This is a genomic window from Nocardia bhagyanarayanae, from assembly GCF_006716565.1.
Taxonomy (GTDB): domain Bacteria; phylum Actinomycetota; class Actinomycetes; order Mycobacteriales; family Mycobacteriaceae; genus Nocardia; species Nocardia bhagyanarayanae.
In genome coordinates this window covers 5,097,390-5,124,375 of sequence record NZ_VFPG01000001.1, presented here as the reverse complement: position 1 = coordinate 5,124,375, position 26,986 = coordinate 5,097,390, and the positions used below count along the sequence as shown (strand labels likewise).

28 protein-coding genes and 1 pseudogene are annotated in these 26,986 nt (G+C 69.4%); 18 read left to right on the top strand and 11 right to left on the bottom strand.

Annotated features, from left to right (window positions below; translation table 11 throughout):
• Window positions 1-4: 4 nt before the first annotated feature.
• Window positions 5-871 carry an LLM class flavin-dependent oxidoreductase gene (locus tag FB390_RS22190; RefSeq protein ID WP_141810672.1) on the bottom strand — a complete coding sequence of 289 codons (867 nt, stop codon included), beginning with the start codon at window positions 869-871 and terminating at the stop codon, window positions 5-7.
• Window positions 872-971: 100 nt separating this feature from the next.
• Between FB390_RS22190 and FB390_RS22185 the strand changes: the two genes are divergently transcribed.
• The 3 genes from FB390_RS22185 (at window position 972) to FB390_RS22175 (ending at window position 4,726) form a co-directional block, all read left to right on the top strand.
• Window positions 972-1,961 (top strand): aldo/keto reductase, encoded by a 990-nt coding sequence (locus FB390_RS22185; protein WP_141810671.1) that lies wholly within the window; start codon window positions 972-974, stop codon window positions 1,959-1,961.
• 268 nt (window positions 1,962-2,229) lie between these two features.
• On the top strand, window positions 2,230-3,468 hold the full coding sequence (gene mshC / locus FB390_RS22180; RefSeq protein WP_141810670.1) for a cysteine--1-D-myo-inosityl 2-amino-2-deoxy-alpha-D-glucopyranoside ligase: 1,239 nt from the start codon (window positions 2,230-2,232) through the stop codon (window positions 3,466-3,468).
• Between the two features lie 244 nt (window positions 3,469-3,712).
• The gene (locus FB390_RS22175; protein WP_246124158.1) at window positions 3,713-4,726 is read left to right on the top strand and encodes an MBL fold metallo-hydrolase; all 1,014 of its coding nucleotides are present in this window, start codon (window positions 3,713-3,715) and stop codon (window positions 4,724-4,726) included.
• 45 nt (window positions 4,727-4,771) lie between these two features.
• Here FB390_RS22175 and FB390_RS22170 read toward each other — a convergent pair whose 3' ends face one another.
• The 3 genes from FB390_RS22170 to fadD11 all read right to left on the bottom strand — a co-directional run bounded on the left by FB390_RS22170 (window position 4,772) and on the right by fadD11 (window position 8,971).
• A complete protein-coding gene (locus FB390_RS22170; protein ID WP_141810668.1) occupies window positions 4,772-5,992 on the bottom strand; it encodes a ZIP family metal transporter in 1,221 nt (406 codons plus the stop codon).
• Window positions 5,992-7,053, bottom strand: a complete 1,062-nt coding sequence (locus tag FB390_RS22165) for a multicopper oxidase domain-containing protein (RefSeq protein WP_246124157.1) — start codon at window positions 7,051-7,053, stop codon at window positions 5,992-5,994. The genes FB390_RS22170 and FB390_RS22165 overlap by 1 nt, the downstream gene beginning before the upstream one ends.
• 100 nt (window positions 7,054-7,153) lie before the next feature.
• A complete protein-coding gene (gene fadD11 / locus FB390_RS22160; protein WP_141811952.1) occupies window positions 7,154-8,971 on the bottom strand; it encodes a fatty acid--CoA ligase FadD11 in 1,818 nt (605 codons plus the stop codon).
• Window positions 8,972-9,102: 131 nt separating this feature from the next.
• Here fadD11 and FB390_RS22155 point away from each other — a divergent pair, with 131 nt between their 5' ends.
• The 6 genes from FB390_RS22155 to FB390_RS22130 all read left to right on the top strand — a co-directional run bounded on the left by FB390_RS22155 (window position 9,103) and on the right by FB390_RS22130 (window position 12,260).
• On the top strand, window positions 9,103-9,687 hold the full coding sequence (locus FB390_RS22155; RefSeq protein ID WP_141810667.1) for a DnaJ family domain-containing protein: 585 nt from the start codon (window positions 9,103-9,105) through the stop codon (window positions 9,685-9,687).
• A gap of 162 nt (window positions 9,688-9,849) precedes the next feature.
• Window positions 9,850-10,215, top strand: coding sequence for a hypothetical protein (locus tag FB390_RS22150; protein ID WP_141810666.1), 366 nt, complete (start codon window positions 9,850-9,852; stop codon window positions 10,213-10,215).
• Window positions 10,212-10,934 carry a F0F1 ATP synthase subunit A gene (gene atpB / locus FB390_RS22145; protein ID WP_141810665.1) on the top strand — a complete coding sequence of 241 codons (723 nt, stop codon included), beginning with the start codon at window positions 10,212-10,214 and terminating at the stop codon, window positions 10,932-10,934. The genes FB390_RS22150 and atpB overlap by 4 nt, the downstream gene beginning before the upstream one ends.
• A 60-nt stretch (window positions 10,935-10,994) precedes the next feature.
• Window positions 10,995-11,255, top strand: a complete 261-nt coding sequence (gene atpE / locus FB390_RS22140; RefSeq protein WP_067783390.1) for an ATP synthase F0 subunit C — start codon at window positions 10,995-10,997, stop codon at window positions 11,253-11,255.
• A 4-nt stretch (window positions 11,256-11,259) separates the two neighbouring features.
• On the top strand, window positions 11,260-11,718 hold the full coding sequence (locus FB390_RS22135) for a F0F1 ATP synthase subunit B family protein (RefSeq protein WP_141810664.1): 459 nt from the start codon (window positions 11,260-11,262) through the stop codon (window positions 11,716-11,718).
• On the top strand, window positions 11,715-12,260 hold the full coding sequence (locus tag FB390_RS22130) for a F0F1 ATP synthase subunit B family protein (protein ID WP_141810663.1): 546 nt from the start codon (window positions 11,715-11,717) through the stop codon (window positions 12,258-12,260). Before FB390_RS22135 ends, FB390_RS22130 begins: the two co-directional genes overlap by 4 nt.
• 70 nt (window positions 12,261-12,330) lie before the next feature.
• On the opposite strand, the gene FB390_RS22125 is transcribed toward FB390_RS22130, so the two are convergent.
• Window positions 12,331-12,846: a hypothetical protein gene (locus tag FB390_RS22125; RefSeq protein WP_141810662.1), complete on the bottom strand. Its 516-nt coding sequence runs from the start codon at window positions 12,844-12,846 to the stop codon at window positions 12,331-12,333.
• Between FB390_RS22125 and FB390_RS22120 the strand changes: the two are divergent.
• A pseudogene (locus FB390_RS22120) lies at window positions 12,835-13,344 on the top strand (TetR/AcrR family transcriptional regulator C-terminal domain-containing protein); the annotation flags it as partial. The gene FB390_RS22125 and the pseudogene FB390_RS22120 sit on opposite strands and share 12 nt — an antisense overlap.
• 141 nt (window positions 13,345-13,485) lie before the next feature.
• Here the strand turns inward: FB390_RS22120 and ligD are convergent.
• Complete coding sequence (ligD, locus tag FB390_RS22115) at window positions 13,486-14,445, bottom strand: non-homologous end-joining DNA ligase (RefSeq protein WP_246124156.1); 960 nt, start codon at window positions 14,443-14,445, stop codon at window positions 13,486-13,488.
• Between the two features lie 386 nt (window positions 14,446-14,831).
• Between ligD and FB390_RS33670 the strand changes: the two genes are divergently transcribed.
• Together FB390_RS33670 and FB390_RS22110 are read left to right on the top strand one after the other, a co-directional pair.
• Window positions 14,832-14,972 (top strand): hypothetical protein, encoded by a 141-nt coding sequence (locus FB390_RS33670; protein ID WP_185757133.1) that lies wholly within the window; start codon window positions 14,832-14,834, stop codon window positions 14,970-14,972.
• 68 nt (window positions 14,973-15,040) lie between these two features.
• Complete coding sequence (locus tag FB390_RS22110; protein ID WP_141810661.1) at window positions 15,041-15,769, top strand: dienelactone hydrolase family protein; 729 nt, start codon at window positions 15,041-15,043, stop codon at window positions 15,767-15,769.
• Between the two features lie 90 nt (window positions 15,770-15,859).
• Here FB390_RS22110 and FB390_RS22105 read toward each other — a convergent pair whose 3' ends face one another.
• Together FB390_RS22105 and FB390_RS22100 are read right to left on the bottom strand one after the other, a co-directional pair.
• Window positions 15,860-16,513 (bottom strand): enoyl-CoA hydratase-related protein, encoded by a 654-nt coding sequence (locus FB390_RS22105; RefSeq protein WP_141810660.1) that lies wholly within the window; start codon window positions 16,511-16,513, stop codon window positions 15,860-15,862.
• A 38-nt stretch (window positions 16,514-16,551) separates the two neighbouring features.
• On the bottom strand, window positions 16,552-17,223 hold the full coding sequence (locus FB390_RS22100) for a TetR/AcrR family transcriptional regulator (protein ID WP_141810659.1): 672 nt from the start codon (window positions 17,221-17,223) through the stop codon (window positions 16,552-16,554).
• 193 nt (window positions 17,224-17,416) lie between these two features.
• On the opposite strand from FB390_RS22100, the gene FB390_RS22095 reads away from it, so the two are divergent.
• Complete coding sequence (locus FB390_RS22095; RefSeq protein ID WP_141810658.1) at window positions 17,417-18,001, top strand: TetR/AcrR family transcriptional regulator; 585 nt, start codon at window positions 17,417-17,419, stop codon at window positions 17,999-18,001.
• Here the strand turns inward: FB390_RS22095 and FB390_RS22090 are convergent.
• Entirely contained in the window at window positions 17,977-19,830 is a 1,854-nt protein-coding gene (locus tag FB390_RS22090) for a Na+/H+ antiporter (RefSeq protein WP_141810657.1), read from the bottom strand. The genes FB390_RS22095 and FB390_RS22090 overlap by 25 nt on opposite strands.
• Before the next feature lie 117 nt (window positions 19,831-19,947).
• On the opposite strand from FB390_RS22090, the gene FB390_RS22085 reads away from it, so the two are divergent.
• From FB390_RS22085 to FB390_RS22075, 3 genes are all read left to right on the top strand, one after another.
• Window positions 19,948-20,838, top strand: a complete 891-nt coding sequence (locus FB390_RS22085) for an alpha/beta fold hydrolase (protein ID WP_141810656.1) — start codon at window positions 19,948-19,950, stop codon at window positions 20,836-20,838.
• A gap of 41 nt (window positions 20,839-20,879) precedes the next feature.
• The gene (locus tag FB390_RS22080; RefSeq protein ID WP_246124155.1) at window positions 20,880-21,488 is read left to right on the top strand and encodes a TetR/AcrR family transcriptional regulator; all 609 of its coding nucleotides are present in this window, start codon (window positions 20,880-20,882) and stop codon (window positions 21,486-21,488) included.
• A 134-nt stretch (window positions 21,489-21,622) separates the two neighbouring features.
• The gene (locus tag FB390_RS22075; RefSeq protein ID WP_141810655.1) at window positions 21,623-22,414 is read left to right on the top strand and encodes an SDR family NAD(P)-dependent oxidoreductase; all 792 of its coding nucleotides are present in this window, start codon (window positions 21,623-21,625) and stop codon (window positions 22,412-22,414) included.
• A gap of 13 nt (window positions 22,415-22,427) precedes the next feature.
• On the opposite strand, the gene FB390_RS22070 is transcribed toward FB390_RS22075, so the two are convergent.
• Both FB390_RS22070 and FB390_RS22065 read right to left on the bottom strand, forming a co-directional pair.
• Complete coding sequence (locus tag FB390_RS22070) at window positions 22,428-22,931, bottom strand: GNAT family N-acetyltransferase (RefSeq protein ID WP_221639343.1); 504 nt, start codon at window positions 22,929-22,931, stop codon at window positions 22,428-22,430.
• A gap of 161 nt (window positions 22,932-23,092) precedes the next feature.
• Window positions 23,093-23,482 carry a hypothetical protein gene (locus tag FB390_RS22065; RefSeq protein ID WP_141810653.1) on the bottom strand — a complete coding sequence of 130 codons (390 nt, stop codon included), beginning with the start codon at window positions 23,480-23,482 and terminating at the stop codon, window positions 23,093-23,095.
• A gap of 241 nt (window positions 23,483-23,723) precedes the next feature.
• Here FB390_RS22065 and FB390_RS22060 point away from each other — a divergent pair, with 241 nt between their 5' ends.
• The gene (locus FB390_RS22060) at window positions 23,724-24,695 is read left to right on the top strand and encodes an enoyl-CoA hydratase/isomerase family protein (protein WP_246124154.1); all 972 of its coding nucleotides are present in this window, start codon (window positions 23,724-23,726) and stop codon (window positions 24,693-24,695) included.
• Window positions 24,692-26,962: a molybdopterin-dependent oxidoreductase gene (locus FB390_RS22055; RefSeq protein WP_141810651.1), complete on the top strand. Its 2,271-nt coding sequence runs from the start codon at window positions 24,692-24,694 to the stop codon at window positions 26,960-26,962. The genes FB390_RS22060 and FB390_RS22055 overlap by 4 nt, the downstream gene beginning before the upstream one ends.
• Window positions 26,963-26,986: the final 24 nt, after the last annotated feature.

Below are 26,986 nucleotides of genomic sequence, written 5' to 3'. Positions count from 1 at the left end.
GGTTTCACTCGACCAGCGGGCGCACCTGTTCGCCCGCGAAGCGGACGAAGGCCAGCGGATCCGGCTCGTCCGGTGTGGGTTCCAGGACGACGGTGTCGGCGCCCGCCGCCGACCATCGGTGGACCGCGTCGGCGATGGCCTGAGCGTCGCCCGCGACTCCGACGGCGTCGGGCAGACCGGTGCGTCGACGGGTGGCGGCGAGGCGTTCGGCCGCGTCGCGTCCGGTGGCGGCGAGCAGGTAGACGATCACGCGGTGCGGTTCGGTGCGTCCGGCTTTCGCGCGCCCTTCGTCGATGAGTTCGCGGGCGGCGCGGATGCCGTCGGGCGTGGTGGCGCTGGTGAGGACGGTGGCGTCGGCCAGCTCGCCGGACAGCCGTAGGGTTCGCGGCCCGCTCGCGCCCGCGGCGAGCGACGGGGGCGTGTGCGGCGGCCAGTCCAGCGCGACTCGATCCAGGTGGACGTAGGCGCCCGACGCGTCGACCGTTTCGCCGTGCAGCAAGGCGCGCAGAGCGGTGAGCTGTTCGCGCAGGAGGGTCAGCGGGGAGTCGACGCGGGCGCCGACCTGCCCCATCCAGTCCTGCACGCCGTGCCCGATGCCGGGGATCAACCGGCCTGGGTGCATCCGCAGCACCGCCGCGAGCTCCATCGCGGTGAGCGCCACGTTGCGCAGCGGCACCGGCAGCACCCCGATTCCGACACGTAGTCGTTCGGTGTTGGCGAGCACGGTGGCCGCGCACGCGCTGCCCGCGGCCCAGAAACAGTCCTCCCAGAGCCACAATTCGGCCAGGCCGCTCTGTTCGGCGGCCTCGGCGATCTCGGGCAGCCGTTCGGGCGGGAGCTGGGGCAGCGCGATGGCGCCGAGTACCGTCACCCCGGCCACGGTAGCGGTCGGCGCCGACAAGTTCGGCGGTTCGCGAGGGTGACCGTGCCGGGGCCTCCCTACCGCGCGCCGACCGCGCGAGACTCGTCCCATGCTTCGCTATCGACTGTTCGGCAACACCGGCCTTCGTGTCTCCGAAATCATCCTCGGCACAATGCTTTTCGACGAACCGGCGCGGGCGCGTGACATCGTCGACGCGTTTGCCGACGCGGGCGGCAACGCGCTCGACACGGCCTCCGCGTACGGCGACAGCGAGGACATCCTCGGCGAGATTCTCGACAAACGACGCGACCGTTTCGTGCTCGGCACCAAGTACACCCTCAGCCGCGACCGCGACGACGTGAACGGCGCGGGCAACCACCGCAAGAACCTGATGCTCTCGCTGGAGCGCAGCCTGCGGCGGTTGCGCACCGACTACGTCGACATCTTCTGGGTGCACGTGTGGGACAGGCACACCCCGCTGGAGGAAACCGTGCGCGCCCTCGACGACGCGGTGACCGCGGGCAAGGTGCGCTACCTCGGAATCTCGGACGCGCCCGCTTGGGTCGTCGCCCGCGCCAACACGCTCGCGCAGTGGCGGGATCGCACGCCGTTCGCGGGGCTCCAGGTGCCCTACAACCTGCTCGAGCGCGATATCGAACGGGAACTGCTGCCGATGGCGGAGGCGTTCGGGATGAGCGTCACCGTGTGGGCGCCGCTGGCCGCGGGCAAACTGTCCGGCGCGACCGGTAGACGCGTCGACCCTGCCGCGCTCACCGAACGCGAGCGTGCCGCCGCCGACGCGGTCGCCCAGGTGGCCGCCGAGCTCGGCGCGCGGCCCGCGCAGGTGGCGCTGGCGTGGACCAGGCACAAGTCGCGCGCGGTGCTGCCGCTGGTCGGCGCGAGCAGCGTCGAGCAACTCACCGAGAATCTCGCCGCCGCCGAGCTGACGTTGCCCAAGGACGCGGTGCACCGGTTGGAAGCCGCCGCGCCGTTCGCGCGCGGGTTCCCCGCCGACTTCATCGCCGAGTCCGAACCGCATCCGTTCGTCTTCGGCGCCGCGGCGACGCGGGTGGACGGGCGTGGCAGCGCAGTGCTGTAGGTCGCCCGGAGGTCGCGGTAACGAGCTGGCCGCTCGAGGGCCGCTGGTCGGAGCGCCTCGGGCGGCCAATCGCTTGCCTCGCTGAAGTTTGCTGGGAGGAACCGGAGCCGACGCGATTCGTCGGATGTTCACTTCCACGAGAGCGAGATCATTGACTTTCGGCAGGGGTCTCGTTTTGGCTGGTCCCGCCAGGGTCCGGTGGCGCTCGAAGTGCCCACGCAGCCGGGGCGAGCGGCGATGAACTCGGCCACACCTTTACCCTCGAATCATGCAGTCCTGGTCCGATACCGCCCTACCGACCGTCCCCGGAGCAGGGCCGCCGTTGCGGTTGTACGACACCGCCGACGCGCGGGTGCGGCCGGTCACCCCCGGCGCCACCGCCACCATGTACGTCTGCGGGATCACCCCCTACGACGCCACCCACCTCGGACACGCCGCCACCTACCTGACCTTCGACTTGGTCAACCGGCTGTGGCGCGACGCGGGCCACGACGTGCACTACGTGCAGAACGTCACCGACGTCGACGATCCGCTGTTCGAGCGCGCCGCCCGCGACGGCGTGGACTGGCGCGATCTCGGTACCCGCGAGATCGAACTGTTCCGCTCGGACATGCAGGCGCTGCGCATCGTGCCGCCGCGCGAGTACGTGGGCGCCATCGAGTCGGTGGACGAGGTCGTCGAGTTCGTCCAGAAATTGCTCGCCTCGGGCGCCGCGTACGTCGTCGACGACGCGGAGTACCCCGACATCTACTTCCGCGCGGACGCCAACGAACAGTTCGGCTACGAGTCCGGCTACGACCGCGCGACCATGGACCGGCTGTTCGCCGAACGCGGCGGCGATCCGGACCGCCCCGGCAAACGCGACACCATCGACGCGCTGCTGTGGCGCGCCGCCCGTCCCGGCGAGCCGTCCTGGCCCGCCCCGTTCGGTGCGGGCCGGCCGGGCTGGCACATCGAGTGTTCGGCGATCGCGCTCAACCGCCTCGGCCCGGAGTTCGACATCCAGGGCGGCGGCAGTGACCTGATCTACCCGCACCACGAGTACTCCGCCGCGCATGCCGAGTCGCTGATCGCGGGCCGCCGTTTCGCCCGCCACTACGTGCACGCCGGGCTGATCGGCCTGGACGGCGAGAAGATGTCGAAGTCCAAGGGCAACCTGGTGCTGGTCTCCAAGCTGCGCAACTCCGGTGTCGACCCGGCCGCCATCCGACTGGGTCTGTTCGCCGGACACTACCGGCAGGACCGCATGTGGACCGACGCGGTCCTCACCGACGCCCAGGCGCGCCTGGCCCGCTGGCGCAGCGCCACCGCCCTGGCTTCCGGCCCCGTCGCCGACGACACGATCGCCCGCCTGCGCCAGCATTTGGCCGACGACCTCGACACCCCCAAAGCCCTTGCCGCCGTGGACAACTGGGTCTCTCAGGCGCTCGAATACGGTGGCCCCGACACCGCGGCGCCGGGCTTGGTCAAGACGGCCGTCGACGCGCTGCTCGGCGTCGAGCTGTAGGACTGCGCGCAGCTGGTGCTCGCACCGCCTGGATGGGTCGGTACCACAGTGTCGCAGCGGGTCTCGCCGCTTCGGCCATGGCCTCACGCTAGGCCCGCCGCGTTCCCGGACGCGGCGCTTCCCGCAGGGTTCTGGGCGGACCCGAGGGGTTGCCAGATGCCGGGTTCCGTGATCTGGTGCACGGATGTGCAATCTGCATCCTGGTTCGCTGATCGCTGGTTTCCGCGGGGCATGGGGTCGGCCGATGCGGTTGGAACCGGTGGGCGACGCGGGGGACGCGCGGACAGTGGCGGCGCGTCGGCGTTTCTTCGGCGATGCGGCCGATCCCGAGACGGGCGCGGTGCGCGGCGATCGCGTGGTGCTGTCGTGGGTCGGTTGCACGACTTACGCGCTCGCGCTCGGCGGTTCGGTGTTCCTGCTCGACGCGTGGGTGCCCCGGGTGACCAGTTCGGGTTATGTACCCGCGACACCGCAGGAACTGGCGGACCTGCGGCCGACGGCGATCTTCATCGGGCACGGCCATTTCGACCACGCCGGTGACGCGGGCGCGATCGCCGAGGCCGGCGGCGCGACGGTCTACGGCACGGCCGAGCACTGCGCCGCCATCCGCGCCCAGGTCCCCGAATCCACGTTCCCGACGGAGGCGCTCGGTGACGCGCACACGCCCATCGGGCAGCGCCACGAGGTCACTGTCGGCGCCGTCGCGGTCACCGCGGTGCGGCACTTGCATTCGGCGCGAACCCCTGAGGACCCGGCCGACGAGGCACGGCGCTTCTTCCCGCGTCCGGAGCCGGGACCGATCCTGCGCCACCGTCCGACGCTCACCGATCTGCGCCAGACGTTGCCGCGCCTGCTGGATCCGGAGGGCGGTGTGCTGCTCTACCAATTCCGGATCCCCGGTTTCACGCTCACTTGGCACGATTCCGCGGGTCCGCTCACGGAGAAGGCGCCCGAGGTGTTCGACGTGCTGGCGGGATTGCCGTCCACGGATGTGCACATCGGCGCGGTGCAGGGCTACAACCAGATCACCAACGGTCTGCGCGATCCGCGCAAGTACGTCGAGGCGCTGGGCCCGTCGCTGTTCGTCCCGTCCCACCACGACAATTGGCTGCCGGGCCTGACGGCCAGCGCCGCCACCTACGACGCCCCGCTGCGCGCCGAACTCGCCCGCCTCGCTCCCGGCCGCCGTCCGGAACTGCGCACGATGCACGACCCCACCGACTACCTGAGCCCGGACCGCCTGACCTTCGCACTCTGAACCGACACCCGACGACGCTGCCCTGGCGAGTACCGACGCCCTGGATCAGGCCACCACCAACAACCCCGTCGCGTACATCACCGCCACCCCCACCGCGACGCCGAGCACCGCGGTCGTGTCCATCGCCGCCACCGGCCCCGGCTCGCGTTCCTCGCCGCCTCGCAACGCGGGCGCGATCTGCACGACGACCTGTCCGATCGCCCCCACCCCGAGTCCCAGCAAGAACAGCGACAACTCGGCGTTGTCGACCCCCGCGCCGAGCACCGCGCCCGCGATCGCCGGTGCGCCCGCGATGAGTCCGAGCCCGAGCAGCCGTAGCACCCCCGGCCGAGCCGACGCCAGCAGCGGGCTGACGATCGCCAACCCTTCGGTCGTGTTGTGCAACGCGAACCCGATGACCAGCGCCGCGCCGAGCGCGAGTTGGCCCAGCGCGTAGGCGGATCCGATGGCCAGGCCCTCGCCGAGGTTGTGCAGTCCGATGCCGATGGCGATCATCAGCGCCAGCCGCGTGCCGCCGCGTTCGCCCGCGGCGTGGGCGCGGTGGTGGAGCCAGCGGTCGACGAGGGTGAGCGCGAGGAAGGCGAGAATCGCGCCGAGTGCAAGCAGGCTGATCCCGCCGAACGCGCCGCCGGAACGCTCGCCGAGCTCGAGCCCTTCGAACACGGCGTCGACGGCGAGGAACAACAACAGCCCGACGGTGACCGCGAGCAGGAAACACATGGCGCCCTTGCCGATTCGCCGCAGTACGGGAAGCAGCAGCATGCCGAGCACGACCGGGATGATGCCCACGTAGGCGCCGAGCAGTGCCATCACCGCGAACAGGTCGCGCCCGCCGGTGGGCGTTTCGACGGCGGCGGCGATCTCGTGTTCGATGACGAGTCCTGTGGAGGTCAGCATGGAGACCAGATACGGCTGGCCTTCCTGCCAGGGATAGTCCAGGGTGAGCACGGTGCTGCGGCGCGGTGCGATCGGTTGCTCGCCGCCCCGGACGTCGACGAACGCGTCGTTGACGAACACCTGCGCCACCCGCACCGGATCGGGTCCGGCGTTGCGCACGGTGAGGTCGATGCGGCCCGGCGACATCCGAACCTGTTCGACCGCGATCTCTTCCACCGGTGGACCGATCCGCTCGGGCAACGAACGCCCGCCGACCACGGCCAGCGCCGCCAGCGCCAGCCCCAGCAGCAGAACCACCGCCACGGTCGAAACCCACCCGGTGCGGGCCTGGGACTTCTGCGGTGCGGGATTTTCGGTGCGCTCGCTCATCAGGTCACCTCGAAGAATCCCATCCACCCCAGTTCGGCGAACTCGGATTTGTGCGCGTGGAACATGAACTTCCCCGGGTAGGGGAACCGCAGTTCGCAGATGCCACGTTGGCCTTGGCCCTGGACGATGGTGTCGGTGTAGTCGGCGGGTTGCAGGCGGGTGCCGGTGGGGTAGTAGTCGAAGAAGTTGCCGTGGATGTGGAAGCTGTTGATCGGGTCGTACTCGAGTACGTTGATCAGGTAGATGCGCACGAGTTCACCGCGTTTCACGCGCACCGGTTCGTGCATGTAGTGGAACGGGATGCCGTTGACGGCGTAGAGCTGGTTGCCTTCGGCGTCGAAGGTGGTGTTGTAGCCGTGCTGCACCATGATCAGCTCGTCGGCGGCCGGACGCGGCTGTGGCGGGTCGACGATGAACGTCCCGTACATGCCGCGGGCGACGTGCTCGGCCAGCGGCCCGACGTGGCAGTGGTAGAGGTGCACCCCGAAGGGGATGGCGTCGAATTCGTACACCGCGGTCTGTCCGGGCGCGATGAGTCCGGCGCCGAGGCCGGGGGTGCCGTCCATCTCCGCGGGATGGATGCCGTGGAAATGCATGGTGTGCGGGTGTTGTGAACCGTTGGTGAAGGTGATGCGCAGCAGGTCGCCTTCGGTGCAGCGCAGGGTCGGTCCCGGGATGCGGCCGTTGAACACCCACGCCGGGAACTTCACGCCCGGCGCGACCTCGAGTTCCTTGTCGGTGGAGGCGATCTCCCATTCCCGCAGGGTGCGACCGTCGCCGGTCTTGGTGATCGTGCCGTAGTCGAAGTCGCGCAGGATGTCGGTCGGATCGAATCCGTTGGCGTGGTGGTCGACCACCGAGCCGATGCGGAAGGTGGGTCCGTTGGCCCCGCCGCCGTGGGAGGCCGCCCCATACATGCCGTGACCGGTCTGTTCCGTGCGCGGTTCGGCCTCGGACAGACCCGCTCGCGCTGCCACCGCCGCGCCACCCAGACCCAGGAGCGCGCCGCCGCCGGCCAGAAAGCCGCGGCGCGAAGGTTCCCCCATCAGGTCACGCCGCATCACCGCACGCCTTTCCCGCAGTTTTCGTATTACCTAAATTAGAACTGTGGGATCGCTGATACAACAGTGCGGGTAACCGGCCGAGGCGGGCGGTTCGGCGCTAGCTCACCGCGGTGTCCTGCGCCTCGATCGGCTCGTGCACCGAACCATCCGGTCGGTCCGCATAGAGCTCTTCGATCTCGGCCGCGTACTTCTCGGCGATGGGCTTGCGGCGCAGTTTCATCGTCAGGGTGATCTCGTCGCCGCCCGGCTCCCAGAAGACCGGCAGAATCGTGAACCGCTTGACCTGCTCGACACGCGACAGCGCCGCATTGCCCGCCGCGACACCGCGCGCGATCGCCGTGATCACACCGGGGTCGGCGGCGAGTGCGGCGGCCGAGGAATCCGGCAGGCCGTGCTGGGCGGCATAGGGTGCCGCGGATTCGGCGTCGAGCACGATGAGCGCGGTGGTGAACGGCCGCCGATCCCCGATCACCGCCAGCGATCCGACCAGCGGCGTGGCCGCCTTGATGGCGTTCTCGATATTGGCGGGCGACATGTTCTTGCCCGCCGAGTTGATGATCAATTCCTTCTTGCGGTCGACCACCTTCAGGTAGCCGTCCTCGTCGACGGTGATGATGTCGCCGGTGTGCAGCCAGCCGTCGTCGTCGAGCGCGGCGGTGGTCTTGTCGGGTTCCTTGCGATAGCCGCGCATCACCAGCGGTCCGCGCACCAGGAACTCACCATCGTCGGTGACGGAGCTTTCCAGCCCGGGCAGCAGCTTGCCGACGGTGCCCAAGCGCGCCTGGTCGGGCGGGCTCACGCTGGCCACGCAGGTCAGCTCCGACATCCCCCACACCTCGGAGATCGGGATACCGAGCCCGAAGAAGAACCCGAGCGTCTCCGGCGGCACCGGCGCGGCGCCCGACATCGCCCACTTCACCTGGTCCAGACCGAGTTTCGCGCGCAACTTCGACAACACCGCGGCATCGGCGCGCGCCCATTCCTCGGCGAGGGCGGGATCGAGCGGCTCCTCGCGCAGCCGGGCCTCGGCCTTGCGGCGGGCGGTGTCGAGCGCCCACTGCAAGGCGGCCTTGGTGGTGGGATCGGGCTCGTTGGCGACAGAGAACTCGATGGCCGCTTTGAACTTCTCCCACACCCGCGGAACCGCGCCCCAGATGGTGGGGCGCACGTCGAGCAGCGCGGCGGGCAGCTGCGCGCGGTCGGGGACGGCGGTGATCTGCGTGCCGAACACCTCCTGCAGATACAGCGCGGTGAACCGGTCGGCCATGTGCGCGGTCGGCAGGTAGGAGGTTTGGCGGTCGCCGAATTCGACCGGCAGCACCGAGGCGAACGCACGGGCTTCGAACAGCAGATTCTCGTGCGTGATCTCCACACCCTTGGGGTTGCCGGTGGTGCCGGAGGTGTAGCAGAGGGTGACGATGTCGTACGGGCGCACGGCACGCCAGGTCGCCTCGAAATCGAAATCCTCGGCGGCCGAGGCCATCAGCTCGTCGACACCGATGGTTCCCTCGGGCGCGCCGTCGACGCACACGATGGTCTCGATCGGCGCGCCGCAGCCGCGGACCCGTTCGACGTACTGCTCCTCGCAGATCACCACCCGGTTGCCCGCGTTGGTGAACACGTACCGCAGCTGGTCGGGCGCGAGGGTGTTGTACACCGAGAACGACGTGGCGCCGGTGTGCTGCGCGCCGACCTCGAGCGGATAGAACTCGACGCGATTGCCCATCATCAGGGCCACGGTGTCACCGCGCCCCACGCCGAGCGCGCTCAGCCCGCCCGCGACGGCCCGGACCTGTTCGGAATACGCACGCCACGTCAGACTTTGCTCCCCGCCGATCGAGCGGACGGCGACCGCGTCCGGATCGATCGCGGCGACACGCTGGAAGGCGGCACAGGAGGTGTTCGGTTCGGTCATTTCGGTCTCACTCACGACGCCCGGCACTGTGCTCTGACGGTAGGTCGGGCGGGGCGCTGCGCGCCGGCTTTCCCCGAAACCTGCTCGCAGCGCGAGAAACGTCGCTCGAACCGGTGGGTAGGCTGGACGGCATGACCGAGCGCAAACCGCCGGATCAGACCTTCGAATCGTGGATCGACAAGCAGGTCCGCGAGGCCACCGAGCGCGGGGAATTCGACAATTTGCGCGGGGCGGGTCGGCCGCTACCCGGGGTCGGCACCCAGGTGGACGAGAACTGGTGGTTGCGCAGTTACTTGCAGCGCGAGGGGATTCGGGCCGACGGCATGTTGCCGGAATCGCTCGTTTTGCGCCGCGATGTGGAGCGCATCCAGGAGACGGTCGCCGAACTGGACACCGAGCGTGAGGTGCGCGCCGCGATCGCCGAACTCAATCAGCGGGTGGTCCGGTATGTGCGGGTGCCGACGCCGCCGCATGTGCCGGTTGGCCCTGTCGATGCCGACACGGTGGTGCGGCGGTGGCGGGACGAGCGTGCGTCCGCGTCGGGTGCAGCCCTATCGCGACGCGGAGCCACGGAGTCGACGCGCCGCGCGCCCGAACCCGCGCCCACATCCTCGGCGCAATCCTTCGCGAAGCAGGCAGCGGAAACCTCGGGGCGAGGTGTCGAGGAATCGTCCACCGGCCCGAAGCGCCGTTGGTGGCAGCGTTTCCGCCGCTGACGCTGAACAGCTCCGCACGACCCGGCAGTGCCACTGCGCTTCGCCTGACCGATTAGTCCGATTTGTCTGCTTCTCTTGTACTACGTGCAGTAGTAAGCAAGAATGAGCTTGTGACGCGGAAGGCATTGCCTTCCATCGCCATTCATCGCCGAGGGAGGGCACATGACGGTCAACGGCGACCGCGGCCCGATCATCGTCTCTACCGCGGTGGGAATCACGGTTCTCGCCGCCGCCGGGATGCACGATCGGCTGCTGTTGGGTGTATTCATCGGGGCCGGAATCGGTTTGGGGTTGACCAACGCGTGGCTGACCCGCTTGGGCGTGGCCGCGCTCGTGAGTGAGAGCACCTCGGGCAAAGGGCCTTTGGCGGCCATCACCGGAGTGCGGCTGTTCGCCGTCACGGCGCTCGCGCTGGTCGCCGGTGTCCTGACGCGGCCGGACGGACTTGGCATCCTGTACGGCCTGGTGACATTTCAGATCGGCGCCGCGTTGTGGGCAGCCGCACCGGCCCTTCGGCGGGCACGATGACGAAAGTCGAAGTGGGACACCATGAAACCGCGCACCTGTTCGGCATGGACTTTCACGTCGACACGATCGTCGCGACCCTTGTCGCGGCCGTCGTCGTGCTCGGCCTGGCCTTCTATCTGCGCATCAGACTGACGTCCGGGGTCCCCGGCGGCGTGCAGTTGTTCTTCGAAGCGGTCACGGTGCAGATGCGCGCGCAGGTGGAAAGCGCTGTGGGACTTCGGCTCGCCCCGTTCGTCCTGCCGCTCGCGGTGACGCTGTTCGTCTTCGTGCTGCTGTCGAACTGGTTGTCGGTGCTGCCGGTGCAGTACGGCGCCGGTGAGCTGATCAAACCGCCCGCCGCCGATGTCAACTTCACCTACGCGCTGGCCCTGTTCGTGTTCGTCTGCTACCAGGCCGCGGGCATGGCGCGCCGCGGTCCGATCGGACATGTGAAGCAGCTGCTCAAGGGCCATATGGGTTGGGGACCGATGGTGCTGATCAACGTCATCGAGGAGATCGCCAAACCGTTGTCGTTGGCGCTGCGGTTGTTCGGCAACATGTTCGCGGGCGGGGTGATGATCTCGGTGATCGCACTGCTGCCCGCCTGGCTCAGCTGGGGTCCGAACGCGGCGTGGAAGCTGTTCGACCTGTTCGTAGGACTCATCCAGGCCTTCATCTTCGCTCTGCTGACCGTCCTCTATTTCGGCCAGGCCACCGCTGTCGACCACGAAAAGCACTGAGCGGCAACCACTTCCCGGACCGAATACAACTGTTCGATCATTCGAGGAAAGGAAAGACCCATGGCCGACATAACCCACGAGACGGTCGTCCAAGCGGCGGCGTTGGTCGCCGGTGGACTGATGATGGTCGGCGGCGCGATCGGCGCAGGCTACGGCAACGGCATGGCGGGCTCGGCCCTGATCAACGGTATCTCCCGGCAGCCGGAGGCCGAGGGCAAACTGCGCGGCAACTACCTGATGGCGGTCAGCCTCGTCGACGCCGTGTACTTCATCAACCTGACGTTCATGGCGCTGTTCGCGTTCGCGGCGCCGGGCAAGTGACGCCATGAGAGCCGAAAGCCTTGCGGCCGAGAACTTCTTGCTCCCCAACGGCACGTTCTTCGTCGAGCTGGCGATCTTTCTCCTCGTGTTCGCGGTCATCTGGTTGTTCGTGGTACCACCGATCCGCGAGGTCCTCGACCAACGCGAGGCCCGCGTCACCGAAGCCGCCGACCACCGGCGACAGGCGCGGGAAGCGTTCGCCGCGGCCGAGGACCGCTACCGGTCCGCGCTCGCCCGCGCCCACGCCGACGCGGCGCGGTTACGCGAACAGGCCAGGAACGAAGGCCGGGCGATCCTGGTCGCGAACCGCGATCACGCCCGAGACCGGACCGACGAGATGGTGGCCACGGCCACCGCGGAACTGCGAACCCAGGCCGCCGCGGCGGCGGCACGATTCGACACGCGTCTCGATCCCCTTGCCCACGACCTGGCGGATCGGGTGATCGGAGGTGGACGACGATGAACACCGGCGACGGCATCTACGACATCACCTGGGACTGGCCGGTATTCGTCAGCCAGCTGTTCGGCTTCGCCGTCATCCTCGGGGCACTGTCGAAATGGGTCGCCCCGCGAGTGCGGACGGTCATGCGGAAAGCGCAGCGCACGATCGACGACCAGATGACGGAAAGCGCGGACGCCGCGACCGAATTGGCCGCCGCCGAACGTGCTTTCGCCGAGGCGGTCGCGGCCGCCGAGATCGAGGTCGCGCGCATCGGCCGCCAGGCACGTGACGACGCCGACCGGATCGTCACCGCACTGCGCGACACCGCGGCGGCCGAAGTCGACCGGGTGCGCCGAGAAGGTCTACGCGATATCGCTCGAGCGCATCGACAACTGGAGGAAGAACTCACCCACGACCTCACCACCGCGGTGATCGACCGCGCCGAGTCCATAGCCCGTGACCTACTCGAATCACCGCTCGCCAGATCGAACAGCATCGATCGTTTCCTCGACGAACTGACAGCGCGAGCCAGAGCCACCGAGGAGCTCACCGGCCCGACCTGATCTCGGCTCGACCGCCTCCCCGCGCCCTGATCCGTCGATCCGGGCGCACTCGGCGTCTGCCACCGTGGCGCTAGCTCGGTGTAATGCAGACGGTGAGCCGGGGCTTTTCCCAGACGACGGCGTCGGTGTTCTGGTCGTGGCAGAGGGCAGCGTTCGAGACGCCTTCGTAAACCGCCGTGAGGCGGCTTGTTTCAGGTTCACGCGCGTCGCAGTCCACACGACGCCGTTCCCTGACATCGGTGAAGTTCCAGCAGTCACCGACCCGAAAGTTGTTGGCGAAGCAGTAGAGGGCCAAGCGGGTGCCGTCATCTGTGCGATGGTGATAGGAGACCGCGGCCATCGGATCACCGCATTCCATGCCCGCGGTTTCCGGCGCGAGCTGATACTTCTCCACCAGGCGATAATTCGCTTGTACAGAATCGCAATCGGCGGGTCCGCCGACCTGGTTCGTGCGATCGTAGGCGGCGCAGTCGCCGATCTCGAGGCCCTCGTAGATGTTCGGGTAAGCGACGGCGGTGCCCGAGCTCCCCAGGATCCCAATTGCCGCTGCGGTGACGACTGCGAATGCCCCTAGGTGACGACGCATGGTGATCTTTCCCCCTTGTTGTTTCGCAAGATCGGAGATGAGCCTACTCGGTCACGGCGAGGTGGGCCGCCGCTGTCACTCTTCGCCCTCGGTGGTGATGTCGAAGGCGTACTGCGCCCGCTGGAAGAGACCGACTCCCTCGAAGACGATCTACGCGCCTGGGCCGGCGAATTCCGCCGCATCACCATCGCCCATCCGCGGGCCGCGACATTGGTCCTGACACGCCAGCTCTCCTCGACCGCGGGCCTCGCCCCCGTCGAAGGCGCCCTCACGGTGCCGCGGCGGACGGGGTGCTACCCCGAGCACGCGGTCCACCTCACGCGCACTCTGCTGGCCACGTTGATCGGAACCCTGCTTCGCGAGGTTTCCGCCGGTCCGACGTTCGGAACCAGCGACCCAGAGAGAATCGCCGAGCGGCAGAACACGCTCGAGGCATCCGGTTTGCCACAGGTCTCCCTCGCCGCGCCGTACCTCGCGGGTATCGACCGCGATCGCGAGTTCGACTTCACCGTCTACATGCTCGCCCACCTGGTCGTTTCCCGCCTCGGCCACCGTCGAACAGGTGACACCGGACGCCCGATAGGGCGCGTGCTCGGCGATAGTCCCTCGACGCGGGCGAGCGGGTCGCCTCCGACGCCGTTACGGCACTTCGATCTCCGCGGGCGTCTTGTCGATCCGCAGACCCCGCCAACTCGGGTGCCGCAACCCTTCGGAGGTGACTTCTCGATATTCGATATCGGCGACCAACTCCGGCTCTACCCAGTGCGCCAGCACGGCGATCGCGCGCGGCGGCGGCACGTCGAAAGGTGTGTCGGGACGGGCGAGTTCGTCCAGGCGGGCGCGCAGACTGCGCCGTTCCGCGATTTTCCATCCGGTCCCGACATTGCCGATATGCACCAGCCGTCCCGCCGAATCGTGCGCGCCGAGAATCACCGACCCGAATGTATTGGCGAACGGGCCATTTCCGGGCAACCATCCGGCGATGACGGCTTCGGTGGTTTTCCGGAACGGCATCTTGATCCAGTTGCGCGACCGTTCACCCGGTTGATACGTGGAGTCGAGACGCTTGGCGACCAGACCCTCGAGCCCGTTCTCCGCCGCGGCCGCCGAGAGTGTCTCGGGCTCGATGTCGGTCCAGTAAGGCGACAACTGGATCGGCGGGCGGGCGATGTCGAGTTGGGCGAGCAGCTCCCGCCGCTGCCGGTACGACAGTGTGGTGGTGGCGTGGCCGTCTAGGGCGAGCAGATCGAAGATCATGTACAGCACCGGAACGTCCCTGATCAGCTGCGCGGAGGGCGCGCGCACGTGCATGCGGCGCTGGAGCCGGGAGAACGACGGCGTGCCGCCGGCGCCTTCCGGCGCCACGATCTCACCGTCGATGGTGGCCGGATGCTCGCCGACCGCCGCGGCGACGGCGGCGGCGATTTCGGGGAACGAGCCGGTGACGTGTTTGCGGTTGCGGCTGTAGAGCTGACAGTCGCCTTCGCCCGCCGCCGCGACGACGCGCATGCCGTCCCATTTCATCTCGAAGGCCCAACCGTCCGGATTCCCGGGCGGTCGTCCGGAGAGGGCCAGCATCGGCGACGGCGCGGACACCACCGACCCAGCATATCCCCAGCTTCCACCGCGCAATCTCCCAGCGACTCGCCGTGTGCTCTGGCGTTTTGCTATCCAACGCCTGGTTGCAGGATCGACATCGATGACCGTCGGCGACCGGCTAGCTATCCGACGTCCACGGTGACGGCCAAGCGCTCGCCGTCCGCGCGAGGCGATGCCCGCCTTCGAGCCCGGCGCCGATATCGACGACATCCTGCTCACCGCGATGACCAACCTGCTGCGCGCGGTCGCCACGCATTTGGGGTCGTGGCGGCTACTGATGCTGCCCGCCGTCGACGCCCCGCACCAGGTGCGCGAACGAGCCGACACCGGAAGGCGATTCGCTCTCGCGCGCCTTGCTGGAGTAGGGCCGCGCTCATCGCCCCGGCGTGGCGGAACTGGACCTCGAACCGACGGCGATCTCCTTGCTCGCCGCCGGTGAGCGCGCCGCCCAACTGGTGGTCTCGGAACCGGGTCGCTTCACCGCCGACCGCTACCGAAATTTCGCGGCCGCCCCGCTCGGCCCCTGATGGGACTTCGCGCCGAAGGTGGTCCAAGCGCGCCTCGACCGCGACCCGCACGGCGTACATTTCCGATCATGGACACCGTCGAGCTATCCGCACCGGATGGTCCGCTGCCCGCGCTGCTGGCCCGCCCGGCGGGTGCGGGTCCGTGGCCGGGCATTGTCGTCGTCCACGATGTGCTCGGCCTCGGCACCGACCTCGAGGGGCACGTCGCGATGCTCGCCGAGCACGGCTATCTCGCGATCGCCCCCGATCTGTTCTCGCGGGGTCGCGCGCGCTGTATGCGGGCGGTGATGCGGGCGTTGTGGTTCACCGGCGGTGAGTCCGATGCCGACGCGGTCCCGGTCCGCGACATCCTCGCCGCCCGCGATCGCCTGGTGTCCGATCCGGCGTGCACCGGGCGCACCGCCGTGGTCGGTTTCTGCATGGGCGGCGGGTTCGCCTTGCTCACCGCGCCGCGCGGTTTCGATGTCGCTGCCCCGTTCTATCCGGGCCTGTACGGCGACTACCGCACCTTGCTTGACGGCATCTGCCCGGTGGTGGCCAGCTACGCCCGCTTGGATCCGTCGCTGGTCGGCGCACCCGCCAAGCTCGAGCGCACGCTCACCGATTTCGGTGTCGCCCATGACATCAAGACCTATCCGGGCGTCACCCACGGCTTCGCCAACACCTTTCCCGGCGACCGGCTGCTGCGCGTCACCGGCCTTGGCCACAACGCCGACGCGGCCGCCGACGCCTGGCGACGCATCTTCGCCTTCTTCGAGACCCACTTGAACAAGCCCGAGAACACCCCGCCGCACTGACCGACGAAATCCGCGACCTCGCGGACCTTCCGCGCAGGCTGCGACCCTCTGCGAGGCGTGTGACAGGTCCGCGAGGAACCCCGGCGGGGACTACGGCGTGGTCAGCGCGGTGACGGCCGGGGCGAACATGGTGTTCTTGATCGCCCCGAGCGTGCCGGAGTCCTTGCCGCCCAAGGGCAGCAGCATTTCCAGCGCCGCGGCGGTGACCTGACCTTCCGGGGCGGTCGCGTCGACGATGTCGACGTCGGCCGCGGCCTGGCCGCCGTAGCGGCGGCCGGTGGTCATGGCCGCGACCGCGGTTTTGGGCGTCAGTTTGGCTTGGATGAGCGCGGCCATGCCCGGGGTGAAGGGGATGCGGATGTCGACTTCGGGGAAGCAGAAGTAGCCGCGATCGCCGCGCATGACGCGGTAGTCGTGGGCGATGGCGAGCATGGCGCCCGCGCCGAAGGCGTGTCCGGGCAGCGCGGCTGCGGTGGGCACGGGCAGGGTGAGCACTCGCGCGAACAACGCTTGCACGCGTGCGACGTACCACTGGGCGCGGTCGGCGTTGGCGCCGAGCCAGTCCAGGTCGAGTCCGTTGGAGTAGAACTTGCCGCTGGCGGTGGTGAGCAGGCCTTGGGCGCCTTCGGCGAGGGCGGTGTCGAGGTGGGCGTTCACCTCGTCGAGGAAGTCGGGGGAGAAGCGGTTCTCGTCGCCGCCGAGGTCGAGGACGGCGATCTTGTCGTGGTATTCCAGGGTGGGCATGGTGGATTCCTTCATCGAGAGTGGTCGGGGCAGGGGGATCAGGGGGGCGGTCCGACCGCGAGCACGGCACGGACGGCGGCCCGAAGTTGTTCGCGGGCAAAGGGTTCGGCGATTCGCTCGCGGCGGATCAGGATGGCGGTCGGTAGGTCGACCAGGCAGGTGGTGAGCACTTCGACCGCGCGACGGTCGCGGCGGCCCCATCGGCGCTGCGCGAGCCGCACCAGCAGGTCGATCAGGGCGCGTTCGGCGGCGCGGACTTCGGTGGCGACGTCTTCGGGCAGGTCCTCGCCGAGCAGCTGCTCGCGGGAGACGGTGAGCAGCAGGCGCGAGGAGTCGGGGAATCGCTCGGCGAACACGCTGGGTGCCTCGGCGGCGGCCACGATCGCCTCGTCCCGCACCGCCTCGGCTGCCGAATCCGATTCTTGGGCACCACCTTTCGATTCCTTACCGCCCGTACTCGAGTCCCCTTCGGACCCGGAGGCCGCCTCGATCAACTCGTTCTGCACCGCGAGAAACCGGCGCGCGGCCCGCAACCACGCGCGCCCCAGCACCCCGGATCGCGACCCGAAGGTGTGGTACAGCGCGCCGTTGGACACGCCCGTAACGGCGGCGACGGCACGGATGGTGACCGCGGCCGGGCCGCCGCGGACGGCCAGCGATTCCGTGGCGTCGAGCACGGCGTCGGGGTCGTGGGTGCGGGGTCGTGGCATGGCGCCGACTATAACAGAGCAATTGCTCTGTTATGCAACCCTGCGCCGGTTCGCCCACGCGCACTGCATATTTCGCCCGGTAACAGCTACCGCGAGTCACCTAGCGGATTCGGTTGTGCCCGCACGCGCGCGCGAACAGATGCGGTACTGTTCGGGCCCTCCCCCTTGCCCGCACGAGCAGAACGGCATCCGCATGTCACGAGTGGTCACCAAGGAGCAGTACTTCGACACCGCTCTGGAGGTGCTGGCCGAACTCGGGTTCAAGGGCCTCAACATCGGTCTGCTGTGCCGTCGGCTCGGGGTCACCAGCGGCTCGTTCTACCACCACTTCGGCAGCTGGCAGGGTTTCGTCGACGCGCTGCTCGAGCACTGGGAGAACCGGCAGGTACTGATCCTGCGCACGTTGAAGTTCAATCAGGGCGATCCCGACGACGACGTGCGCGCGATGTCGGATCTCGCGGCGGGCCTGCATCACCAGGCCGAGGCCGCGATAAGGGCGTGGGCCGCCAACGACGAGTCGGTGAATCTGGCGCTCAAGCGGGTCGACGAGTCGCGGCGGCGCACCGTGCACAAGGTGATCAACGGGGTGGTCGGCGACGACGAGACCGCCGCCGTGGTCACCTCGCTCGGTATGGCGATGTTGATCGGCTACCAGCAGATCGCGGCGGGCGGAGAGAACCTGTCACTGCGGCGGCTGCTCACCGAATACGCCCGCCTGATCTACTCGCACCGCCGTCCGGTGCCGGTGGGCGCTCAGCCCAGCAGCTCGTCGACGTAGCACCAGCGCCAGGCTTCGCCGGGTTCCACGCTGCGCATCACCGGGTGACCGGTGGACGTGTGATGTTTGGTGGCGTGATTGCCGGGCGAGGAGTCGCAGCAGGCGATGTGCCCGCACGACAGACACATTCGCAGGTGCACCCAGCTCTGGCCCTCGGCGACGCATTCGGCGCATTGGTCGGGTTCGGTGGGTTCACGCAGCAGTGGCGCGGCCCGCAGATGGTCGCAGTCGGCGGCCGCGGCGGGCGCGGCGAGAGGTTCGCGGCGTTCTTCCTCGGTCTCGTCGAACCGGTCGATCATCGATTCCTCGAGATCGAGCCGGGCCAGCACGTGCTGGAGGATCTCGTAGTCCGTGCCGCCCGAATCCCGCACCCGTAATACGGTTTCACGCTCGGCGCGCAACATCACGAGGCGCAGCCTGCGGTATTCGGCGGTGGGGGTCTGCTGTTCGGATTCGGCGCGGCCCAATCGTTCCCAGGCGGCGTTGGTGCGCCAGGTCAGCCGGTCGCGCAGCGACTGCACGACCTGCTGCGGGGTGTCGGGTCCGGCCGCGGCGTCCAGCGCCGCCATGCCGGCCGCGCCCGCCTGGGTGAGCAGGTTCGCTTTCTGCAGCGCGTCCTCCGAGCGGCTGGGGCCGCGCAGATGCAGGCGCCGCACCAGCCACGGCAGCGAGGTGCCTTGCAGCAGCAGCGTTCCGGCCACCACGACCAGCGCCAGCAGCTTGAGCACCGGCAGTTGCGGGGTGTCTTCGGGCAACAGCAGCACCGCGGCCAGAGTGACCACGCCGCGCATGCCCGCCCACGACACCACCGTCGGATAGCTCAGCGGGGTGGTCGAGCGTCCGAGCCGCTGGAACAGCAGCGACCACGGGAAGATCCACAGCGGCCGCGCCACCATCACCGCGAGCAGCACCGCGATCGCCGTGACCACCAGAGTGGCGTGGTCGAGGCCGCTGCTCCACGCGCCCTCCACGATCGCGCGCACCTGCAGACCGATGATGAGGAACACCGAACTCTCGAGGATGAACTGGATGGTGCGCCAGTTGGTGCGTTCGGCGATGCGCGAGGCCGCCGACTGCCACACCGGCGCGCCGTGGCCGAGGATCATCCCGCAGGTCACGACCGCGATCACTCCGGAGGCGTGTATCTCTTCGGCGGGCAGATACGCCACGAACGGCGCGAGGAACGACAGCGTGGTGTCGAGCACCGGATCGCTGATGCGCCGCCGCAGCATCGCGAGCAGGTAGGCGACGGCGATGCCGACCAGGGCGCCGCCGCCCGCGGCGAGCAGGAAGTCACCGCCCGCCTGCCACACCGACACCGTGCCCGCCGAGGCGGCGATCGCGGTCCGCAACGCCACCAGCGCGGTCGCGTCGTTGAACAACGACTCGTCCTCGAGGATGGTGACGATGCGCCGCGGCATCCCGATCCGGCGCGCCACCGCCGTCGCGGCCACCGCGTCGGGCGGGGCGACCACCGCACCCAGCGCGACCGCCACCGCGAAGGGCACGGGAAGCAGCCACCACACGACCGCGGCCACCGCGAACGTGCTGAACAGCACCAAACCCACCGACAGCGAGGCGATGGTGCCGATGTTGGCGCGGAAATCGACAAGCGAGGTCCGAATCGCCGCGGTGTAGAGCAGCGGTGGCAGCAAACCGAGCAGCACCACCTCCGGCTCCAGATGCACCGCGGGAACGAACGGGAGATAGGAGGCCGCCACCCCGGCCAGGGTCAGCACCAACGGTTCGGAGACGCCGAACCGGCGCGCCAGCGCCGCCAACGCGGCCGCCGACGCGACGAGAACCACCAGCCCGATCGCGACATGCACCGACGTATTCTCCCAAAACGCCACTATCGCCGCGTCCCCGCCGTAGCCGGCACGGTCGCGAGGCCGATTCCCCGGAATCGCTGCCGCGCGCCCGCGCACCGGCAATGCTTATCGGGTATGGAGGAGTTTGCGAATTGGCGTGCCAACGGACACCGGTTCACCCATCGCGGGCACCAGATCTTCTGGACCGAGGGCGGCGGCGGACCCGAAGGGGTCCTGCTGTGCATCCACGGTTTCCCGACCGCGTCCTGGGACTGGCATGCCGTGTGGCCCGGTCTGTGTGAACGGTTCGCGCGGGTCTTGGCCGCCGACATGATCGGCTTCGGCTGGTCGGCCAAGCCGCGCACCTACGACTACAGCATCGCCGACCAAGCCGACCTGCACGAACAACTGCTGCTCGAACAGGGCGTGCACCGCTTCCACGTGCTGGCCCACGACTACGGCGACACCGTCGCCCAGGAACTGCTGGCCCGCGACGCCGAACGCCGCGCCACCGGCGACGACTCGCTGACCATCGAATCGGTGTGCCTGCTCAACGGGGGACTGTTCCCCGAAACCCACCGCGCGCGCTGGGTGCAGCGACTGCTCGCCGGACCGCTGGGACCGATGGTCGGGGTCCTCGGCGGTGAGACCGCGTTCAAACGCAGCCTCGCGGCGGTTTTCGGACCCGACACCCGCCCCAGCGCAACCGAACTGCACCAATTCTGGCTGCTGTGGTCGTCGCGGCACGGTAAACGCAACGGCCACAAGATCATCGGCTACATCGCCGAGCGCCGCAAGCATCGGGAACGCTGGGTCGGCGCGCTGCAGCGGGCCGTGGTGCCGCTGCGGTTGATCGACGGTTTGCGCGACCCGGTCTCGGGGGCGCACATGGTCGAACGCTACCGCGAACTGATCGAGCATCCCGACGTGGTGGAGTTGCCCGACATCGGCCACTACCCGCAAATCGAGGCGCCGCAACGGACCTTGGACGCGTTCCTGGAATTCCACCGCACCCGGGTCCGCTGACCGCGCCATCCGCACTATGGGCAACCCCATAGAATGAGGGCGTGGCACGCCGATCCAGCACCGACGCCTCCCCTCGCACCCGCCTGCCCAACGCGCGGCAGCGGATGATCGAGGGCGCCATCGACTCGTTGCGCGTGCACGGCGCCAGCGCGACCAGCGTGGACCGGGTGCTGGCCAGCACCGGCGCGCCGCGCGGCTCGGTGTATCACCATTTTCCCGGCGGACGCACCCAGCTGGTCAGCGACGCCGTCACCACGGCCGGTGAGATCATGTCCGGCTACATCGAGCGCCTCACCCGCGACAGCGACCCCCTCGACGCGCTCGCGAGATTCGCCGAGATGTGGCGCACCACGCTGCGCGAGAGCCAGTTCCGCGCGGGGTGCCCGATCTTCGCGGTCGCCGTCGAAACCAACGACGAGGCGCCGGAATTCGCGCGTGCCGCGGCCGCCGTCTTCGATCGCTGGCATGCCGCGCTCACCGACGTGCTGATCCGCCACGACGTCCCCGCCGACCGGGCGCGGCGCCTAGCGGTGCTCACGGTCGCCGCCTTCGAGGGCGCCATCGCGCTGTGCCGGGTGCAGCGCAGCATCGAACCCCTCGACGACGCGGTCGCCGAGCTGCGCGCGCTCTACCCGGCCACCGCGCACTGACCCGGCAACCCCTACCACGGTCGGAGCCAGAGATCCGACCGCGCGCGGATGTGCTCGCCCGCTCGGCTCGTTACCGTGCTCCCAGAAGCGGGACTCGAATTTCCGCAAGGCGGCGACAGGGGACGGTACAGGCGATGAAGATCGAGGGTTCACGAGTTCTGATCACGGGCGCCACCGGCGGCATCGGGCACGCCATCGCCCACGCGTTCGCCGAACGCGGCGCCGAGCTGGTGCTCACCGGCCGCCGCGTCGACGTGCTGGCCCCGCTGGCCGAGCAGACCGGCGCGCGCGCCGTGCCCGCCGATCTGGCCGACCGCGACGGGGTCGCGGCGCTGCTCGCGGCGGCGGGGCCGCTCGACATCGTCGTCGCGAACGCGGCCGTGCCCGCCAGCGGACTGCTCACCGACTACTCCATCGAGCAGATCGACCGCGCACTCGATGTGAACCTGCGCGCCCCGATCATCACCGCCCGCCTGCTGGCCGAACCACTGATCGCCCAGGGGCACGGGCATCTGGTGTTCATCTCCTCGATCTCGGGCAAGATCGCCTCGCCCCGCGTCTCGCTCTACAACGCCACCAAATTCGGGCTGCGCGGCTTCGCCCAGGCACTGCGCCAAGACCTCGCCCCGCACGGGGTCGGCGTCTCGACGGTGTTCCCCGGTTTCGTCCGCGACGCGGGCATGTTCGCCGACGCGGGCGTTGCCCCGGCCTTCGGCACCGGCACCTCCTCGCCGGCTCAGGTGGCGGCCGCGGTGCGCCGCGCCGTGGAACGCAACGTCGGCGAGATCGATGTGGCCCCGCCCCAGGTGCGCCTCGGCGCCCTGCTGGCGGGCATCGCGCCCGGATTGTCCGCCCGGGTGCAGCGGCTCGCGGGCGCCGACAAGGTCGCGGCGACGCTGGCCGAGGCGCAGCGCGCCAAACGCTGAAGGTAATACGCGCTCAGCGCAGCGGCAACACCATGGTGATGCTGGTGGTGCCCGCCCGGTTGACGATGCGCGAGCCGTCGACATCGACGAAGCCCAGGCGCTGGTACAGCCGCCGCGCCGGATTCTCCTCGCGCACACTCAGACTCACCGCCGCATAGCGTCCCGCGGCGTCGGCGACGAGCCGTTCGAGCATCGCCGTGCCGAGCCCGGTGCCGCGCGCCGGCGCTGCGACGGCGATCGCGAGCTCGGGAGTCGTGTCGTCGACGTAGCCGTAACCGGCGTCCGCGCCGGTGAGCAAGCGCAACCACGCTGCGCCGCACGGGGATTCGGCTGGGCCGCCGATGACGCCGAGATCGCTGCCGGCGCCCCAGCCGTCGACGTAACGCGACAGCGCGGGAATGGTTTCGAGGTCGGCGACGGTCAGTCCCTGGTCGGCGGCGTGTGATGCCTCGTAGAGCATTTCCCAGAGGAAGGGTTCGTCGGCGGTCACGGCCGGGCGTAGCGAAGCGGAGATCACGAATCCGAACATAGGAGAACGGTGCGCCCACGGCCACGCAATTCCGAGGGCACACCGCGCCCGGAGGGCCGGCCCCGCGTCCCGCACCGACCGCCGACGCGCGCGCTCAGCGGCCGCGCAGCCGACCCAGGCCGGGCGTGCTGTCGCTGGTCGACGTGGCGTTACCGACCGGCGGACGCAACGTTTCGGGCATGCTCCGCGACCCAGACGCCGACACCGATCGCCGTGGCCACCGGCCACGACACCAGTCCGGTGGCGGCCGCCGCGCCGAGCCCGCCGTAGTAGAGCATCGACTCGCGGTCCGGCACTCTATGCAGCACCGCCGTGGTCACCGACGAGACACCGTCGGCCGCCGTGCGCGATCCGGGCGGAAGCGGGACCCGCGCCATGCGCACTCCGACCGTCGGAATCGGGACACGCAGTCCCGCGTGCTCGGCTGTCGCCGTCTTCGATCCGGTTGCCGGGGATGCTCCCGCCGGTCCGGGCACCGGATGGGCGGTCGCGGTGGGCTCGGTACCGGGTTTGCGGGCATGTTTGGTCTTCCCGGACATAACTGCTCCTTTCTCGACCTTGGACCTGCGCGTTGAGTATGCGAACAAGTCAACCCCTGCAGGGCCGACGCCGCTACATCCCTCGGTGGGAGGTGGAGGGATTTCGGTCGAAGGGCTGAGCCTTGACACACCGATTATGGTGTACTCCATAGTCGGGTATCGGGATCACGCGACCCCGAAGGGTGTTCACACACACGCCCTCTCGCGTTCCGACCGCAGCCGCGCACCGAAGGAGCCGCCGATGTCCGCCACCGACCTGCACCTGGAGACCATCGAACTCGAGCAAGACGGGCGGGTTCTCACCGCCCGCGCCGTCGCACCGCCACTGAACTTCGTGACCACCGAGTTCGTCCGCGACCTCGACCGCCTCACCGCCGCCGTCGACACCGACGACACGGTCGGCGCGGTGGTGCTCACCGGCGGAGTCCCCGGACGGTTCCTCACCCACGCCGACCCCAGCGCGCTGACCGGCATGATCGAACTGCCGCACCCGTTCGTACCCGCCCGAGTCGCCGCGCCACTGCTGCGCGCCGCGAGCGCCGCGCTGCACATTCCGGGCGCGACGGCGGCGGTGGAGCGGTTCGGTGGCGGCCTCGGCGTAGGACTGGTGTGGGGACACCGCTGGAAACGAACAACGTTGCGCATGAACCGCTCCCACGCGGTGTATCTGGCCGCCATCAACGGCCCGGCGCTGGGCGGCGGCCACGAGATCGCGCTGGCCTGCGACCTGCGCTACGCCGCCGACGCCGAACACGTCAAGCTCGGCCAGATCGAGACCATGGCCAACCTGGTCCCCGGCGGCGGCGGAACCCAACGCCTCACCCGGCTGCTCGGCGCGGCCGCCGCCCTCGAGGTCACCTTGGAGGGCGCGCCGCTGTCGGTCGCGGAAGCCCACCGGCTCGGACTGCTGCACCGCGTCGTCGCCGAAGATCAACTGCTGGCCGAAGCCCACGCCACCGCGGCCCGATTGGCGGCCCGCAACCCGGTCGTCGTCGCCGAACTCAAACGCGCCGTCTACTTCGGCACCGACACCCGTCTGGCTCGCGGCCTGGACCGCGAACAAGCCGGATTCGTCTCCGTCGGCACCACCGCCGCCGCGGCACGCACCACCCGCGCGTTCTTCGACGACCTCGCCCGCCTCGGCGACACACCGTTCCTCGCCGACCCGAAACCGTGGCTCGACGGCACCCGCGTGGATCAGGTGAGCCGATGAACGCCCCCGCCCGCGACACGACTCCCGCCCAGGACACCGCTTCGGCCCCCCAGGCAGCGCCGTGGCACAAGACCGCCTGCATCCTGTGCGAGAACAACTGCGGCCTGCTCGTCCAGCTCGACGGCCGCCGCTTCGCCAAGATCCGCGGCGACAAAGACCACGTCGCCTCCGCCGGGTACACCTGCAACAAAGCGCTGCGCCTGGACCACTACCAGAACGGCGGTACGCGCTTGACCAGCCCGCTGCGCCGCGAACCCGACGGCACCTTCACCGAAATCGACTGGGACACAGGCATATCCGAGATCGCTGCCCGGTTGAAAGAGGTACGCGACCGGCACGGCGGCGACAAGATCTTCTATTACGGCGGCGGCGGCCAAGGCAACCACCTCGGCGGCGCCTACAGCGGAGCCCTGCGCCGCGCCCTGGGCAGCCGCTACCGCTCCACCGCACTCGCCCAGGAGAAGACCGGCGAAGGCTGGGTCGACGCCCACCTCACCGGCGGCCACACCACCGGCGACTTCGAACACGCCGAAGTGTCGGTCTTCCTCGGCAAGAACCCCTGGCAGTCCCACGGCGTGCCGCGCGCCCGCACCATCCTGCAGCAGATCGCCAAGGATCCCGCCCGCAGCATGATCGTCATCGACCCGGTGCGCACCGAAACCGCCGACCTCGCCGACATCCACCTCAAGGTCCGCCCCGGAACCGACGCGTGGTGCCTGGCGGCGCTGTTGGCCATCCTGGTCCGCGACGATCTGCTCGATCACGACTTCCTCACCGCGCACACCAGCCAGGCCGAGAATGTCGTCGCCACCCTGCGTGAAATCGACATCGCCGACTACGCCGACCGCTGCGGCGTTCCGGTCGAGCTGCTGCGCACCGCCGCCCACCGCATCGGCACCGCCGCAAGCGTCGCCACCTACGAAGACCTCGGCGTGCAGCAGAGCCCCAACAGCACCCTCATCTCGTATCTGAACAAACTGCTGTGGCTGCTCACCGGCAATTTCGCCGCGCCGGGCGCGATGCAACCGCACTCGTGGCTGGTCCCGCTGGCCAGCTACAGCCGCGACATCCGCCGCAGCCCCGTCACCGGCGCACCCGTCCTGGGCGGCATGCTGCCCTGCAACTCCATCGCGGAGGAGATACTCACCGACCATCCCGACCGGTTCCGCGCGATGATCGTCGAATCGGCCAATCCCGCGCACTCCCTTGCCGATTCGAACTCCTTCCGCGCCGCGCTCGACGCACTGGATCTGGTGGTCGTCATCGATGTCGCGCTCACCGAGACCGCCCGCCACGCCGACTACGTGCTGCCCGCGGCCAGCCAGTTCGAGAAGTGGGAAGCCACCTTCTTCACCCTGGAATTCCCGCACAACACCTTCCATCTGCGCGCGCCGCTGCTCGACCCGCTGCCGGGCACGCTGCCCGAACCCGAGATCTACGCGCGGCTGCTGCGCGAACTCGGCGCGGTCTCCCGCACCCGGCTCGCGCTGTTGCGCACCGCCGCCCGCCTCGGCCGCCGCCCCTACGCGCTGGCCTTCGCGGCACTGTTGGCCATCGACAAGAACACCGCGGGCCTGGCGCCCTATCTGCTCTACGAAACCCTCGGCCCCACCCTGCCCGACGGGGCGCGCGCCGCCGCGGTGCTGTGGGCGCTGGCCCAGCGCGTCGCCCGCACCCATCCCGCCGCCATGCGCCGCGCCGGACACCGCGACGCCGACGCCCTCTTCGACGCCATCCTCGCCGGACGCTCCGGTGTCACCTTCACCGTCGACGACTACGCCGACGCCTGGGACTACGTCCCGCACCCCGGCAAACGCATCCCGCTGGCCATCCCCGAACTGCTGCACGCCCTGCGCGCACTCGACACCACGCCCGCCACCCACACCAGCGCCGACTATCCGTTCGTGCTGGCGGCGGGAGAGCGGCGCTCCTTCACCGCCAACACCATCTTCCGAGACGACACCTGGCGTCGCCGCGACCCCGACGGCGCACTGCGCATGAACCCCGACGACGCTGCCCGCCTCGGCCTCGGCGCCGGCGACCGCGCCCGCGTCACCACCCGCCGCGGCAGCGCCGTCACCACCGTCGAACTCACCGACCGCATGCAACCCGGCCACGTCTCCCTGCCCAACGGTTTCGGCCTCGACCTACCCGACAGCCCCCGCACCGGCATCGCGCTCAACGAACTCACCGACGTCACCCTCCGCGACGCCATCGCGGGCACACCCTGGCACAAACACGTCCCCGCCCGCATCGAACCCGCCTGAGCGGCACGGGTTCCCACCGCGCTG

Excerpts from the sequence above, each read along its gene's own strand:
- fadD11 (WP_141811952.1), bottom strand. The coding sequence starts at position 8,971 with ATGACCGAACCGAACACCTCCTGTGCCGCCTTCCAGCGTGTCGCCGCG.
- FB390_RS22095 (WP_141810658.1), top strand. The coding sequence starts at position 17,417 with ATGTCACGAGTGGTCACCAAGGAGCAGTACTTCGACACCGCTCTGGAG.
- FB390_RS22125 (WP_141810662.1), bottom strand. The coding sequence starts at position 12,846 with ATGCGTCGTCACCTAGGGGCATTCGCAGTCGTCACCGCAGCGGCAATT.
- FB390_RS22065 (WP_141810653.1), bottom strand. The coding sequence starts at position 23,482 with ATGTCCGGGAAGACCAAACATGCCCGCAAACCCGGTACCGAGCCCACC.
- FB390_RS22185 (WP_141810671.1), top strand. The coding sequence starts at position 972 with ATGCTTCGCTATCGACTGTTCGGCAACACCGGCCTTCGTGTCTCCGAA.
- FB390_RS22150 (WP_141810666.1), top strand. The coding sequence starts at position 9,850 with ATGACGGTCAACGGCGACCGCGGCCCGATCATCGTCTCTACCGCGGTG.
- FB390_RS22165 (WP_246124157.1), bottom strand. The coding sequence starts at position 7,053 with ATGCGGCGTGACCTGATGGGGGAACCTTCGCGCCGCGGCTTTCTGGCC.
- FB390_RS22135 (WP_141810664.1), top strand. The coding sequence starts at position 11,260 with ATGAGAGCCGAAAGCCTTGCGGCCGAGAACTTCTTGCTCCCCAACGGC.
- FB390_RS22085 (WP_141810656.1), top strand. The coding sequence starts at position 19,948 with ATGGAGGAGTTTGCGAATTGGCGTGCCAACGGACACCGGTTCACCCAT.
- FB390_RS22110 (WP_141810661.1), top strand. The coding sequence starts at position 15,041 with ATGGACACCGTCGAGCTATCCGCACCGGATGGTCCGCTGCCCGCGCTG.
- atpE (WP_067783390.1), top strand. The coding sequence starts at position 10,995 with ATGGCCGACATAACCCACGAGACGGTCGTCCAAGCGGCGGCGTTGGTC.
- FB390_RS22100 (WP_141810659.1), bottom strand. The coding sequence starts at position 17,223 with ATGCCACGACCCCGCACCCACGACCCCGACGCCGTGCTCGACGCCACG.
- FB390_RS22105 (WP_141810660.1), bottom strand. The coding sequence starts at position 16,513 with ATGCCCACCCTGGAATACCACGACAAGATCGCCGTCCTCGACCTCGGC.
- FB390_RS22170 (WP_141810668.1), bottom strand. The coding sequence starts at position 5,992 with ATGAGCGAGCGCACCGAAAATCCCGCACCGCAGAAGTCCCAGGCCCGC.
- FB390_RS22175 (WP_246124158.1), top strand. The coding sequence starts at position 3,713 with ATGCGGTTGGAACCGGTGGGCGACGCGGGGGACGCGCGGACAGTGGCG.
- atpB (WP_141810665.1), top strand. The coding sequence starts at position 10,212 with ATGACGAAAGTCGAAGTGGGACACCATGAAACCGCGCACCTGTTCGGC.
- FB390_RS22075 (WP_141810655.1), top strand. The coding sequence starts at position 21,623 with ATGAAGATCGAGGGTTCACGAGTTCTGATCACGGGCGCCACCGGCGGC.
- FB390_RS22060 (WP_246124154.1), top strand. The coding sequence starts at position 23,724 with ATGTCCGCCACCGACCTGCACCTGGAGACCATCGAACTCGAGCAAGAC.
- FB390_RS22155 (WP_141810667.1), top strand. The coding sequence starts at position 9,103 with ATGACCGAGCGCAAACCGCCGGATCAGACCTTCGAATCGTGGATCGAC.
- mshC (WP_141810670.1), top strand. The coding sequence starts at position 2,230 with ATGCAGTCCTGGTCCGATACCGCCCTACCGACCGTCCCCGGAGCAGGG.
- FB390_RS22130 (WP_141810663.1), top strand. The coding sequence starts at position 11,715 with ATGAACACCGGCGACGGCATCTACGACATCACCTGGGACTGGCCGGTA.
- FB390_RS22055 (WP_141810651.1), top strand. The coding sequence starts at position 24,692 with ATGAACGCCCCCGCCCGCGACACGACTCCCGCCCAGGACACCGCTTCG.